The organism is Faecalimicrobium dakarense (assembly GCF_000499525.1).
In the GTDB taxonomy this organism is placed as follows: Bacteria; Bacillota; Clostridia; order Peptostreptococcales; family Peptostreptococcaceae; genus Faecalimicrobium; species Faecalimicrobium dakarense.
This window is the reverse complement of the sequence record NZ_HG529268.1, coordinates 26,436-41,098: the sequence shown is the minus strand read 5'-3', so window position 1 is coordinate 41,098 and position 14,663 is coordinate 26,436. Positions and strand designations below refer to the sequence as shown.

Below are 14,663 nucleotides of genomic sequence, written 5' to 3'. Positions count from 1 at the left end.
TTTTCATTCCATCTTTAGCAACAAATATGTTATTTAATTCTTCGTTTGTGTAGAACTTTTCTAATATAACTGCATTAGTCTCATTTCTATTTGTCCCACCTAATCTTTCTGGGTTTGGTAGCTTATTAGCTATTTCATTTGATATGGCTACTTCACTTCCAATAACGTAAGATTTCTCTATATTATTATCTTTTATATATTGATCAAATACCTTAGTTCCTTCTTTTGGTGATGCTAATACTATTGGCATTCCTTTCTGTGCTGCAACTGGTGAGATACTTATTGCATCAGGAAGTCCTGTTACGCCATTTACAACTGCTATTTCTGGTGCATAACCTATTTTTTTAGCTATCTCTAAAGATGTCTCGTATCTATCTTTTCCACTTATCCTCTCAACAGTAATATTCATAGACTTTAATTCATTTATAACTGAATTTGATACAACACTCTCTCCACCTATTACGTAAACTGTTCTAGCGCCAAGCCTTGATAGTTCTTTTTTGGTTTCACTATTTAATTTATTTCCTTCTGTTAAAAGTATTGGTGCCTGTCTGGATTCTGCAAATGGTGTTGCACTAAGTGCATCTGCTATTGAATTTGAGTTTACTATTACTACCTCAGATGCGTTATCCCATCCTTCATTACTTACTTTTATAGCTGTTTTGTATCTATTCTCTCCAACTAGCTTATTTTCATATACAATAGACTGTGGTTCATTTCCTTCTCTATTTTTTGTACTATAATGTACATATGACCATTTATCAATTACTTTTTTTATTTTACTCTCATCATAATGTACTTTAGTATATATCCCTTCTTTTTCTGCTTTTACTGTGTATGTATCTCCTTTTTGCTTTATATCTCCATCTATATATAGCTCTACTGGATTCTCTGTACTACTATTATCGCCTTTCTTCAAAACTATTGCGTCTTTTTTTGCACCATCTATCTCTAATGTTCCTTTTACTCTTACCTTACCACCTGATTCTTTGCTTCCCTCTGCATATATTGCATGATCTCCTGGATTTGTTATTTTTACATTCTCTAATTCTACACTTCCCCCCTCTAAATCTATTAGTGCATCATCATATCTATTATCATTTATTTCAGTATTGATTATCTTCGCTATTCCAACTTTTTCTTCATAAGCATTCACTGAGATCGAGCTATTTTTTAATTTACTTGAATTCACAACTAAATTTCCAGTACCATATATTGATGCATTATTCATTTTTACATTTTCTAATGATAGATTTCCATACAAATCTATTGATAAACTGTTCATTTCGCTATTATTTACTATATCTACTTTTTTTCCTTCTACAGTGAATATTCTTGCTGCAGTTAGCTTTAAATTATCTATTTTTGTATTTGCATATGCATAGAAAAAGTTTGATCCTAGGATATTACGTACTGTGTGTCCATTTCCTTTTATTTCTTTTTCATTTCCTTTTATATCTATATTAAACCCTCTATTTTCACGTCCATTTATGACTATATCATTTCTTAAATCTATTGCTTTTACATTTGGATCTTCTAATGCTGATATCAATTCTCTTTCATTTGTTACTGGTATAAATGTATTTTCATTACCTGGAAGTGGTGGCTTATTTCCTTCTCTATTTTTTGTATTGTAATACGCATCTGACCATTTATCAGTTACTCTTTCTATTTTACTATCATCATAATATACCTTAGTATATGTACCTTCATTTTCTGCCATTACTGTATATGTATCCCCTTTTTGCTTTATATCTCCATCTATATAAAGCTCTAATGTATTCTTTTTATTACTATCAGGTTCCATCCTCAACAATATTGCTTCTTTTTGTGCACCATCTACCTCTAATCTTCCTTTTATTCTTATCTTTTGTTCTGTTACACCTTTTGAATAACTTCCTGCTGCATATATTGCGTAGCTACCTGGATTTGTTATTTTTACATTCTCTAATTCTATATTCCCTCCATATAAATATATTGGTGCTTTATAGCGTTCATAATCCGTCTCAATTATACCCTTCCTCCCATTACTCTCATTTATTTCAGTATCAATTATCTTCACTATTCCAACTTCATCTCCGAAATGTTTAATTGAACTCTTGTTCATTTTACTTGAATTTATAACTAAGTTTTTCTCACTCTCTATCATTGTATTATTTACTTTTACATTTTCTAATGTTGTATTCCCACAATGATATATTACTCCATTACTTATTTCACTATTACTCACTATATCTAAATTTTCTCTATTTACGCTTCTTATGTTTATTTCATTTAGTTTTAGATTCTCTATTTTTGTATTTGTACGTAATACTAAGTTACATATATCATCACTACTTACTGTGTATCCATTTCCATTTATTTTTTTTCCATTTCCTTTTATTTCTATAGCGCGTGGATAATTTAAATCTCTTATTAATATATCATTATTTATTTCTACTATTTTTATATTTTCATTTTCTAATGCTGTTATTAACTCTTTTTCGTTTGTTACTTTTACAGTATCTTGTTTTACATAATTAGAAGACTGTGGTACGCTTTCTTCTATGTTTTTTTCTAGTGTAGTTTGGTTTTTATCATCTTCCAGTGCATATGATAGCGTTGTTATTTGTGTATTAGTAGCTATTACTACCCCTGATAAAATAATTCCCATATTTTTATTATATTTTCTCATATTACTCTCCCCTATTTGTAATAAATGTAATTAAAATTAATTATACCTTTTTTGTTAAAATCTTTATATACTAAAAAAAATACATTAACAAAGTTATTAATGTATTTTCGTGGATTTCAATAGTGGATACGAGCCACATTGTCCCCCTCCTTCTATAATATTTTTTTCATAATAATAGCAGGTAGTATTTTTCCATTCCAATTTAATGTTATATTCTCCATACTTTTAAACCCATTTTTTATCCAAAAATCAAAAACATGTTTATCATAATTTTCTACAACATCTATTCTTATACTAGTACTACCAAAAGACTTTATATAGCTTTCCAATGATTCATATATTATTGTTCCAATGCCATTTCCTCTATACTTATTATTAATCATAAGTATAGAAAGGTATGTTTCTTTATCTAGCTTGAAGTCGATTAGTCCTACTGTGCTATTTGATTTTTTTTGAATTACTTTACAAGAATAGAAGCCTTCATTTTTCATTATATCTAGCTCTCTAGCCACCCACTCTAGCGTTACATTTTCATTGCCTACATGGTTAATTAAGAAAAGTTTATTTGAATTATATATGTCAACAATATCAGTTAAGTCTTTATTATCAACTAAATCTATATAAAAATCATCAAATTCAAAGTAAATATTAATCTCCTCCCTTTTTACTAGCTTAATACTTCTTATCTCACTTTTAATTCTATGGTCCATAAGTGAACATCAACTATTTTTACATACTTTACTAACCATTTCTGATGATATAAGCATTACTATTATTAAAATTATTAAGAAATATGGTAAAATGCCAAATCCACTGAACTTTGATATCATACCAAACAAAGGTGGTACCAACGTACTACCCACATACGCCGTAGCCATTTGGATTCCCATTATACCTTGAGACAATTCTTTTCCAAATCTATTTGGAGTTTCATGAAGCATCGCTGGATAAATTGGTGCACAACCTAGACCTATTAGTATCAAACCAACTAATTGTAAATTATTTGATAGTGGCATAATTAAACATAAAGCTCCTATAACACAAATAATTTGACCCATTCTAATCATTTGCTTATTGCTTAGCTTCACAGCTATAAACCCTGCTAAAAATCTTCCTACTGTAATTCCTAAATAATATAAAGATACCCATTTAGCAGCCAATTCTGCTGATAATCCATTATTTACAACTAAAAACGAACTTGCCCATAACCCAGTCGTAAGTTCTACTGCACAATAACATAAAAAAGATATAAGAGCAGGTTTAGCTCCAGGTAATTTTAATAAAGTTGATACACTTACATCAGTACTACTATTTTTTTCTTCTTCATTATTTTCATTTTCAAACTTCTTCCATAACGGTAAAGAAATGAAAAGACACACTACTAGTACTGCTTGAATAATACCAATAGTTGCATAACCCATTCTCCAACCATTTTCTTTTAATAAATATAATGACATAATATATGGTCCTGATGTAGCTCCTATACCCCAAAAACAATGAAGCCAGTTCATATGCTTTGCTTCATAATAAATTGCAACAAAGTTATTTAATGCAGTATCTACAGCTCCTGCACCTAAACCTAAAGGAATTCCAAGCAAGCATATCCATATAAAACTAGGCGCAGAATAAATACCTAATAATCCTGCTGCTGTTAAAAATACACTGAAGGTAGTTATCTTCCCTGTACCAAATCTTTTTATCAGTTTAGAACTAAAAAAGCTTGAAATAATAGTCCCTCCAGCAACAATCATAGTTGCAAGTCCTGCATAAGATACTGGAACATTTAAATCTTGATGAATTATAGGCCAAGCAGAACCTAATATTGCATCTGGTAATCCTAAACTAATAAATGCAATGTAAATGATTGCTAATAATACTGTTAACATATCTTTTCCCCCTTATCTTTGCTATATTTAAAAAATTCTCTCGCTATTTTTTAATATTTCTAATGAAGCTCTTATCATTCCCGATTTATAATCTTCTTCAAATCCATCACATACAATTATATTTGCATCAAAGTGGTTTTGTAGCATATTATTAGCATTTTCTTTTATTTTTTTCTCACTTTCTACATTAAAGAAGTCTCCGTAAACTACAAAATAATCAGGTGCAATGATACAGCTCATCATAGCTATAAGCTTTCCAATAGCGCTACATACTTTTTCACAATCATAATAATCTAAATTTATCCAATCAATACCAATTGGCATATAAGCAACTTCTCCTGCAAAATTAGATTTTCCAGTATGTATTTCTCCATTTATTACTATACCTGAACCTGGTAAATGAACTCTATTAAATACCAATCCTACTACAGTTTGTGTATGATTGTTATCTAATTTATTGTGATAATATCCGTTAACAGCTGCATTTATGTCGTTTACAAAAATTACAGGAACTTTATATTTTTCTTTATAATGTTTTAAAAATGTATCTCCTACTATATCAGGATAATCATTGATAGTTATTACTCCATTTTCTTCAGTACCAGGAAGTCCAAAGGCTATAGCTTCTATACTTTCATATTTATCAAAAAGTATATCCAAAATATCATTAAAGCTATTATCATTTACATTTTCAAAAATATTTTCTTCTTCATAAATGCATTTACCTAATAAATTAGTTACTAAGATTTTTATGTAGTTCTTATCATTTCTAGTAAATCCAAATATTATAGCTGCACACCTAAACATATCATTGTATTTATATACAGTAGATGGACGACCACCATTTGATGGGATATTTTGTCCTACTAGTACTTCTTTAGTTTCAACCATTTCTTTTAGCAAAGCATTTACTGTTACTACACTTAGCCCAGTTTTTTGAGATAGTTGAGCTGCTGTTGAATCTAGTTCTGTTCTAAAGCAATTTCTTATAATATTTTTATTTATCTCTTTCATCATTTTAGTATTTGCTCTTTTCATATTTAACCTTTCCACCTTTTTAAATATACTTAATTAAGTATATTTATTATATGTTAAATACAAAATCTATGCAACTTTTATAAAAAACATATCCATAGTTAAATTTAGTAAATGCTTTTTAATACAATATTTTTTCTTAAAGCTGATAATAATAAGAATGTATCAAAACTATTACTAGGAGGACAAATTAATGAAAAACAAACAACCAAAGTTTAATAGTAAAAGTGATGTAAAAATGTCTTGCACTACAAAGAAAAGACTAGAAGGTACTTGCCCAGAATATAAAGATGGATGCCAATGCAAAGAAGAAAAAAATCAAAAATTCACAAATCAATTTAAATAAACTTATAGGGAGTCGTAAATACGACTCCCTATCTTTCTGTTGTTTTGAATAATCTATTATCAATAAAACTATTTTTATATTCTTTAAAATATTCTAAATCATATAAGTTATAAGTGTTTAATACTATATATTATAACTATATTTGTTAAGGAGAAATATAAATGATAAATAAAAATTTATCTATAAGAAAAAATTATGACTATGTATTTAGGTGTACGTTAATGTTATTTGGTATTTTTTTATGTGCAATAGGTATAAATGCTTTTCTAACTCCAGCTAATCTTCTAAGTGGAGGTGTTGCTGGAATAGGTGTAATTCTTCATCATATATTTGACATAAATCAAGGTGTAAGTACGTTTATAATCAATATTCCAATATTTATAGTAGGAATAAAGTACTTAGATAAAGACTTTTTAATAATAAGTTTTGTAAACATGTTTTTATTTTCTTTTGCATTAGGCGTAACCCAAGACTTATATAGATATGTTCAACTTAATGATCCTATGATTCAATGTATTTATGGCGGCTTACTTAATGGTACTGGAATGGGCTTAATTTTTAAATCTCGAGCATGTGTAGGTGGATTAGATATAATTGCTGCAGCCTTAAAAAAACAATTTAATATTGAAATGAAAAATACCTTTGTTACTGTAAATTTATTCGTTGTTAGCGTTGGAGGAATTTTGTTTGGATTTAGATTAGCACTATATACTTTAATAGCTATGTATCTAGCATCTCATACAATGGCAATAGTAAAGGATTCTTTTAATAGTCAAAAATCTATAATGGTAGTATCTGATTACGATGAAGAAATAGCAAATTGTATAATGAATAAGTTAAAAAGAGGAGTTACATATTTAGAAGCAGAAGGTGCTTACACTCATCATAAGAAGAAGTTACTCTATTGTATTGTAAAAACTAGTGAAATAGCTAAATTTAAAGAATTAGTTTATTCTATTGATGATAAAGCTTTAATATGTATAAATGATGTAAATGAAGTGAAGGGTGGAGGGTTTAAAGGCAAATTTTTATAAAAAAATGGCCCACTTCGCTTTAATGCTATTTTTTAATTCGATAAATATAGGCTCTGTTAGACAATTACCTAACATAGCCTATATATTAAATTAATTTATAATTATAGTGGTTTTATCTAATACATTATCATAAATCCAATGAGCATTTTCTACAGCTAATCGAATACATCCATGGCTCAAAGCCATGCCAAGCCTATCATCAATTATTTCAGTTCCCTCTGCATTAAATAAAATTGAATGATAATAGTAACTACCTCGAATTCTAGTAGCGTATTTTACTCTATAAGTATCAGAGCCAAAGTAAGGCTTTCTACCACTAACATAAAAGGTTCCCTTAATAGTTGGTGTACTAGATTTACCTACTGTACATGACCACTTATCTAGTAATTTCCATGAACCATCATTATTTTTTTCAAAAATATATGTAAGCTTATTTTCTAAATCTGTTGTAATTAAATTTATAGTTGGGCTTTTAATTTGATTATCATTTACAAACCTCTCCATATCTGTATAAAAGTACTTAAAATCATATCCTTCAGGTGGATTTCCATCATCAGAAAGGAAATAGCTAAATATATATCCTTCTTGATTATCATACATAACATGACTCCAGTCTCCATTTACAGACAACACTTGTACTATAGATTTTGGAGGAATTGCAGTTACTGGATTTGACTCAGCAGATGGATAAGACCTTAAAGTAACATCTGTCCATGTATATTTAGTTTTGGATAAATAATCACTATATACATACCCGCTTTGTCCATTATATAATACTTCATACCAATCTTCTTCAGCGTCGATAACTTGAACCTTAGACCCTGCAGGTATTACAGTTATTACATTTGAAGAAGTAGATTTTTCTTCCCTTAGATTAGTATTAGCTATGGTGTATTTATATGAATTTTGTTGTTGTCTTTTATATTTTTTCATACTTCACCCCTAAATTTAATTTTTATAATATCCTATGAGACTTTTTATTTATTTAGCACCACTATACTCAATACTAGTTGATACAAAATTTTTAATTATTCCTATCTAATATGCTTGCAATAAATCTCCTATTGATGACGCTACTATAAAAATATACTTAAATATTGCAAGATTATTTATTACTTTAAATAAAAAATAAACCTAGATTACAGTAATTTACTACGTAATCTAGGTTTATTTAATCTAAGCTATTCTTTTCTTATTTGCTCAACTATACTATATTTTTTAAATCTATCTATTAAATTATTTGTCTATATTTCTCTTAAAGGTATAATATGTACCTATAAAGTAACATATATAAATACATATAATTAGAACTAGAGCAATCACTATGCTTAAAACAAAAGTTTCACCTCCAATATAAGAACTAATTACTGGAGAATATATAAGATAGAAATTATATATAAAAATTACAAACCCAACTATTGCAATAGCTATAGGTATTATAAAATACATAGATATTTGTTTTAAGATAATTTTATTTATATCATTATCTTCTACTCCAAGTTTTTTAAGTACATTAAACCTATCCTTATGCTCTATAGAGTCTGATAGTTGTTGTAGTGAAAGAACTGTTAAGCTTATCATAAGTAACACTGTACCTAGATATATTCCTAATATTCTCATACCCAAACTTACATTTAAAATGTTATTAGTTTCTACTGATTTTATTCTTGCACCAATAATGTAATCAGTTATATCTTCTTTAGAACTATATTTTTTAACTAAGTTCTCATTATTTTTCTTAAACCAATTAGGTACATAATCATATCCAAACTCAATCGCCTTTTCATTACTTACTTTATTATTAATATTAGCAAAAAAAATCAGTACCTGATAAAGTTAATTTTTCACATACTTTATCAGGTAAAATTATAATATTATCTGAGTAAACATTATAAATTCCTTCCCCTATTGATTCATCGTGGTATGGATTAGAGCTAATTTTTAACTCCTTCCCATCTATATTTAAAATTGAATTTTCTTTTATATACTTATTTCTACCTTCTTCATCTATCATTCTGTGCCACTGTGTAGTAAACTCATTACTTTTAAGTTTTATTTCTTTATAGCCTAACATACTTCTTAGCTTGTTAAAATCACTTACTTTTATTGCTATTATGGGTATATTATTTGTATCTCTTATATAAAAATCTTCTTTATTAATGAAGTATTTTTCTACCTGACAATAGTTTTCTATATCATAGTCATTGTCATTTAAATACTTAACAACTTCACTGTAATCTATTTTTGGTATATCTTCTATATCATTTATACTATATTCTTCTCTAAATCCATAGCTATACTCATTTCCTATCTGTATGTCAAATGGTACTCTGTAATCTAAGTACCCTAAACTCCATTGAGACATAAAAAGAGTCATAATAAAACTTATTGCACCACCTAAAAATGTTAACGATATTGTAGCCATTAAAATTGGTGCTGTTTTAATCTTTGATACTATCGATCCTATTAAGAATAGATTTGTATTTTCGTATTTAAAGTTTGTGCACTTATTTTTTATATGTATCATTATATAAGCAATAGAGTAAAATAATAAATATGTACCTATTATAAAAGTTACTAAAGATATAACTTCAAAAATTAATTTGTTATTTATTAAAATAATAGGATCATCAATTGATTTTATTAGTTTGAATGTACAGTATCCACAAATACTATATAAAATTACTGCTATACTAAATATGACTATGTATACTTTTTTACTTCTTTTAAACTGAAACTCTACTTGCTTGTGTGCATTCATCATATTCATAAGTTTTAATTTTTTTAGTATTCTAATATTATATAATCCTATTATACAAAACATTGATATAAAGAATATAAAGGTTATTGCTACGGTATCCATATACAGCCTAAAAGAAAATGTTATTTCTTGTTTTGCCGTAATAAGAACTATTGCAGTAACTACTTGTGAAAATAACGTTCCTATAAATATGCCACATATTATTGCTATAATTCCAATTATTAATGTTTCAATAAAAAACATCAACGCAACACTTTTTTGTTCCGCTCCTAGCAATATATATGTTGCAAATTCCCTTTGCCTTCTTCTTATCATATATTTATTTACATATACTACAAGAAGAGATAATATAGCTGTAATTACATATGTTGAATACTTTAATATTATTTTTAACTTTTCAAAGTTTAAAGATTCCTCTGTAATTAACTCATAACCTGAGCTTGATAATGATGTAAATGCATAAAACAAGCTTACGCATATTGTTATAGTAATAAAGTAAATTAAGTAATCTTTAATAGATTTCTTTGCATTACCTAGTGCTAGTTTAACGTACATCCCTTACATCACCGCCTAACAATGCAACTACATCTAGTATTTTATTGAAAAATTGCTTACGTGTATTTTCTCCTTTAACCAATTCAGTGAATATTTTACCATCTTTTATAAATAATATCCTATCGCAATAACTTGCAGTAAAAGAGTCATGAGTTACCATCAATATAGTAGCACCTAAATCTTTATTTAAATTTGAAATCATCTCAATTAACATCTGAGCTGACTTTGAATCAAGTGCTCCTGTTGGTTCATCTGCTAAAATAAGTTTAGGATTTGTTATTAATGCCCTTGCACAAGCAGTTCTTTGTTTTTGACCTCCTGATACCTCATATGGATACTTTGAAAGTAATTCTTCAATTCCCAATTCTTTTGCTGTCTCTATTACTTTATTATCTATTTCGCTTTTCTTAGTTTTATTTATGGTTAAAGCTAATGCTATATTTTCATGAATAGTTAATGTATCTAATAAATTAAAATCTTGAAATATAAATCCTAAATTTTCTCTTCTAAACTTCGCTATATTTTTTTGATTTATTTCAGTTAAATCCTGACCATCTATATAAATATGACCGGAACTTACTTCATCTATTGTTGCTATCAAGTTTAATAAAGTTGTTTTCCCAGAACCTGATGGCCCCATTACACCTATAAATTCACCTTTACTTACTTTTAAACTTATATCATCAATTGCCTTTACTACATTTCCTTTATTCCCATAGTACTTTTCCACATTCTTTATTTTTAATATTTCACCCATTATTATCACCTCAACAAAATTTTAACTCATTTTGGTATTACTTGATTCAATTTAATATTACTTTAACGTTACATTATCGTAACATTAGCAAAATAAAACGAGTCTTAAAGACTCGCTATATTAAAACTTACAAAAATTTCCCTTTGGAAAAGTAATTATGACTCTAGTATATAAGTTTTCTTCTGATTCTATTTTTATTAATAAACCTAATTTATCACATAGTTTTTTACATAAATATAGCCCAATTCCTGTAGATTTACTTATCATTCTTCCTTTGTTTCCTGTAAAACCTTTTTCAAATACACGATTTAATTCATCTTTAGGTATGCCTATTCCATTATCTTCTATAATAAGTTGATTACCATTTTTGATAGATACAGATTTTATTTTAATCATAGGATTTTCATTACTTCTATACTTCACAGCGTTTACTATTATCTGATTTAATATAAATTCTAACCACTTACTATCACAATAAATATTTATATCTGTATTATCTATTTCAATGTCTATATTATTTAAAATAAACACCTGCTTATTTCTTGTTATGACTTTATGTACACACTCCTCTAAAGATATTTCTTTTATTAAATAATCCTTTTCTACATCTTCACTTCTTGCATAAAATAAAGCCTGTTCCACATATCTATCTATATCCTCTAATTGCTGTAATACTGATGATGACTTATTTGTCTTATTGTTTTCCTCTATTAATTTAATTAATGATATTGGTGTTTTTACTTCATGAACCCATTGTTCTATGTACTCTTTATAATCTTTACGCTTATTTTTTTCTATATTAATTTCATCACGCATAGACTTACTTGCTTTTTTTAGTAAATAATAATATAAACCAGCCTCAATATAAGGAGGTTCTTCTATTATTTCACTAATAAGATACTTTTTATCTAAATTTTCTACGCATCTTAATACTTCATTAAAAAATACTTTTCTTTTTTTATATTCATATATTAAAAATGCTCCTAAAATTAAAATCCATACTAACATAATGACTTTTATGGTATCAAAAGTATTTCCTGTACTTACTAAGAAAACTATTAATGTTAATAAAGATATAATATTTAATAAAATTATTCCCGTTCTACTTTTAAAAAAATCTCTTAAACTCATATTATGTATCCTTGTCCTCTTTTAGTTTTTATAAGTTCCTTGATACCTATTTCTTCTAGTTTACTTCTTATTCTAGTTATATTTACTGTAAGAGTATTATCATTTACAAATAGAGAACTATCCCATAGATACTCCATTATGTCATATCTAGAAACTATTTTGCCTTTATTATTTAATAAATAATGTAGAATCTTAAGTTCATTTTTAGTTAGCTCTACCACATTTCCTTCGTGCTCTATTGTACTTGATAATATATTTAACTTTAATCCATCGTATTCAAGAGTATCCATAGTATTTTCATTTGGGTAAGCTCTTTTTAAAAGAGAAGATATCCTTGCTAATAGAATTTGAGTATTATATGGTTTTGTAATAAAGTCATCTCCACCTAAAGTTATACCCATAATTTCATCAATATTTGTGTTTCTACTTGTTATAAATATTATTGGTACATTAGAAAAGCTTCTTATCTCTGTACATATTTTAAACCCGTCATCTTGTGGTAAATTAATATCTAAAAGAATTAGATGAGGACTTTGTTCTTTTACTAGTTTTGAAATGTTATTAAACTCTCTTGATTTTATTATTAAATATCCATTAGATGTTAAAAGATTTCCAAGTTCATTTTGTAATTGTTCGTTATCATCTATTATCATTATCGTAAACATATATTTATTTCTCCATTTATGATTTTTTTATCTCAATAGTATAATACTATCTTAATTATATTATCAATTCAATATGCTAGTTATTAATCTCATACTTATATATAGTTTCTAAAACTACTTTATCTATAAGCTTCTTAATCCATTCTTGAATGTCCCTTTAAGTATATATCTATTATATCAAATATAAATTATGTGTTACTTTCATCAACATTATTATTCTTATTTTTCTTATTCATATATACTAAAACACCTGCACATACCATTCCTACTATAGCAACTACTGCTCCTATAGTAAATATTTTTTGATATGCAACTATTGGCTCATGATTGTCTATTATCTTTCCATTTAATCCATGCGCCCAAAACACAGGTGCATAAGCCGCAAATGATCCTACACTCATTGATGAGCCTGAATGATCTTTTGGTACATTTGCTTCAATAATTGGAGCTAAAATAATTCCTTTTGCCAAGAAGATTGAGAATGAGAATAACATTAATAATACAATACTTAACATAAGCATATTTTCACCTTTTGGCATTACTAATGTTGCAATTAATGTTACTTCTGTTAATTCTAGTGAAACGAACATCATTTTAGAAGATTACTTAAATAAGTAATCAGATATAGTTCCAGATATTAATCCTGCTGCTACTCCCATAGTTCCTGTATTTATTATCCCAAATATTGATGCTTGTGATTGTGAGATGTTAAATACTGCTTGTAAATATGGCACTGTATAAATTAAGTTTATATAACACCAATAAACAGAAAGAGCTGTTAATGATGCCATCCATATTGGCGGCATTTTCATAACATGTATTAATCCTTTTTAAAGCTACTTTATCTTTATTTTCATTTTCTTTTAATTCCATTTCATTCTTAGGTACACACTTATAAACAAAAAACAGGTACATCTGGTCTTATATCTTTGAATTTTGATAACATTAGTGGATTAAAGCTAGATACTATTATTTCTCTGTCTTTATCTAATTTATTTATTGCTTCTACAAATCTTTTTATTAAAGCTTCTGTTAAATCTTTTTCCCCACAGCATGATTTTAATTCAAAGTTAACATTTAGCTTATACTTATTAATTAATTCAATTAACTCATCAAGTGTTGGAATTTTTTCTCCCTCATACTCATCACTAAACCAACTACCTGCATCAATTTTTTCTAAATCTTCTTTGTAAAGATTATATAATGACCCCGTTTTGTCAGTACATCTGTCTAACGTTTCATCATGACTTATTACTATTGTTTTGTATTTTAAAATATCTATATCACACTCAAACCACTTTATACCATTCTTCTTACATAATTCAAATACTGATAGAGTATTTTCTGGTGCTAGTACTGACATCCCCCTGTGAGCAAATACTAATTTTTCATTTTTTTATCCCCCAATAAAATAATTGCCTTAAAACGACAAAAAGAGCACTTAGTAAAAACTAAAGGCTCTCTCGTCTCTGGCCAGTATATTAACTTAATTAAATAACATTTTTATTGCCAAGAAATTAAATTATCATAAAATTAATTAGTTTGGGTGTTTAAGACGGAGATGTATAATGTCTCTATTTAATATTTTAAATGAAACAATAAATATTGGTACAGCAGTACACTAACATTGCTAAACATTATAAACTTATATTATTTTACTATTTTTTATAAGTTTTATAATTCTAGTGTACTTACTGTACTATTTTAGTAAAATCATCGAAATAACTGGTGCTTATCATAGTACACCAACTATTTTTTTGATGTCCAATTTACTATTTTGCTGTCCAAGTGTCCACACTTTTTACAAATCAGCTTAAAA

At 27.3% G+C, this 14,663-nt stretch carries 15 protein-coding genes; 2 read left to right on the top strand and 13 right to left on the bottom strand.

Features of this window, described 5'->3' with window-relative positions; translation table 11 throughout:
- From BN899_RS04510 to BN899_RS04495, 4 genes are all read right to left on the bottom strand, one after another.
- On the bottom strand, window positions 1–2,674 hold a 2,674-nt coding region (locus BN899_RS04510), incomplete at its 3' end, for a cell wall-binding repeat-containing protein (RefSeq protein WP_147568492.1).
- Between the two features lie 152 nt (window positions 2,675–2,826).
- The gene (locus tag BN899_RS04505) at window positions 2,827–3,384 is read right to left on the bottom strand and encodes a GNAT family N-acetyltransferase (RefSeq protein ID WP_081712156.1); all 558 of its coding nucleotides are present in this window, start codon (window positions 3,382–3,384) and stop codon (window positions 2,827–2,829) included.
- A gap of 9 nt (window positions 3,385–3,393) precedes the next feature.
- On the bottom strand, window positions 3,394–4,560 hold the full coding sequence (locus BN899_RS04500) for an MFS transporter (RefSeq protein ID WP_042273314.1): 1,167 nt from the start codon (window positions 4,558–4,560) through the stop codon (window positions 3,394–3,396).
- Between the two features lie 27 nt (window positions 4,561–4,587).
- Window positions 4,588–5,598: an ROK family protein gene (locus BN899_RS04495; protein ID WP_042273313.1), complete on the bottom strand. Its 1,011-nt coding sequence runs from the start codon at window positions 5,596–5,598 to the stop codon at window positions 4,588–4,590.
- Between the two features lie 190 nt (window positions 5,599–5,788).
- Between BN899_RS04495 and BN899_RS18925 the strand changes: the two genes are divergently transcribed.
- Both BN899_RS18925 and BN899_RS04490 read left to right on the top strand, forming a co-directional pair.
- Window positions 5,789–5,941 carry a hypothetical protein gene (locus BN899_RS18925; RefSeq protein ID WP_154658879.1) on the top strand — a complete coding sequence of 51 codons (153 nt, stop codon included), beginning with the start codon at window positions 5,789–5,791 and terminating at the stop codon, window positions 5,939–5,941.
- Between the two features lie 161 nt (window positions 5,942–6,102).
- Entirely contained in the window at window positions 6,103–6,975 is an 873-nt protein-coding gene (locus BN899_RS04490; RefSeq protein WP_042273312.1) for a YitT family protein, read from the top strand.
- A gap of 90 nt (window positions 6,976–7,065) precedes the next feature.
- Here the strand turns inward: BN899_RS04490 and BN899_RS04485 are convergent, their stop codons facing one another.
- The 9 genes from BN899_RS04485 to BN899_RS04450 all read right to left on the bottom strand — a co-directional run bounded on the left by BN899_RS04485 (window position 7,066) and on the right by BN899_RS04450 (window position 14,207).
- Window positions 7,066–7,908: a L,D-transpeptidase family protein gene (locus BN899_RS04485; RefSeq protein ID WP_042273311.1), complete on the bottom strand. Its 843-nt coding sequence runs from the start codon at window positions 7,906–7,908 to the stop codon at window positions 7,066–7,068.
- 303 nt (window positions 7,909–8,211) lie between these two features.
- A complete protein-coding gene (locus tag BN899_RS19575; RefSeq protein WP_242824075.1) occupies window positions 8,212–8,595 on the bottom strand; it encodes an FtsX-like permease family protein in 384 nt (127 codons plus the stop codon).
- A 187-nt stretch (window positions 8,596–8,782) separates the two neighbouring features.
- On the bottom strand, window positions 8,783–10,291 hold the full coding sequence (locus tag BN899_RS04480; RefSeq protein WP_242824074.1) for an FtsX-like permease family protein: 1,509 nt from the start codon (window positions 10,289–10,291) through the stop codon (window positions 8,783–8,785).
- Window positions 10,281–11,048 (bottom strand): ABC transporter ATP-binding protein, encoded by a 768-nt coding sequence (locus BN899_RS04475; protein ID WP_042273310.1) that lies wholly within the window; start codon window positions 11,046–11,048, stop codon window positions 10,281–10,283. The genes BN899_RS04480 and BN899_RS04475 overlap by 11 nt, the downstream gene beginning before the upstream one ends.
- Before the next feature lie 120 nt (window positions 11,049–11,168).
- Window positions 11,169–12,179 carry a sensor histidine kinase gene (locus BN899_RS04470; RefSeq protein ID WP_042273309.1) on the bottom strand — a complete coding sequence of 337 codons (1,011 nt, stop codon included), beginning with the start codon at window positions 12,177–12,179 and terminating at the stop codon, window positions 11,169–11,171.
- On the bottom strand, window positions 12,176–12,844 hold the full coding sequence (locus BN899_RS04465; protein ID WP_042273308.1) for a response regulator transcription factor: 669 nt from the start codon (window positions 12,842–12,844) through the stop codon (window positions 12,176–12,178). Before BN899_RS04465 ends, BN899_RS04470 begins: the two co-directional genes overlap by 4 nt.
- Window positions 12,845–13,032: 188 nt before the next feature.
- On the bottom strand, window positions 13,033–13,437 hold the full coding sequence (locus BN899_RS04460; RefSeq protein ID WP_052356597.1) for a hypothetical protein: 405 nt from the start codon (window positions 13,435–13,437) through the stop codon (window positions 13,033–13,035).
- A gap of 9 nt (window positions 13,438–13,446) precedes the next feature.
- Window positions 13,447–13,656 (bottom strand): hypothetical protein, encoded by a 210-nt coding sequence (locus BN899_RS04455; RefSeq protein ID WP_052356596.1) that lies wholly within the window; start codon window positions 13,654–13,656, stop codon window positions 13,447–13,449.
- Window positions 13,657–13,736: 80 nt separating this feature from the next.
- Complete coding sequence (locus BN899_RS04450) at window positions 13,737–14,207, bottom strand: glycerophosphodiester phosphodiesterase family protein (RefSeq protein ID WP_042273317.1); 471 nt, start codon at window positions 14,205–14,207, stop codon at window positions 13,737–13,739.
- Between the last annotated feature and the right edge of the window lie 456 nt (window positions 14,208–14,663).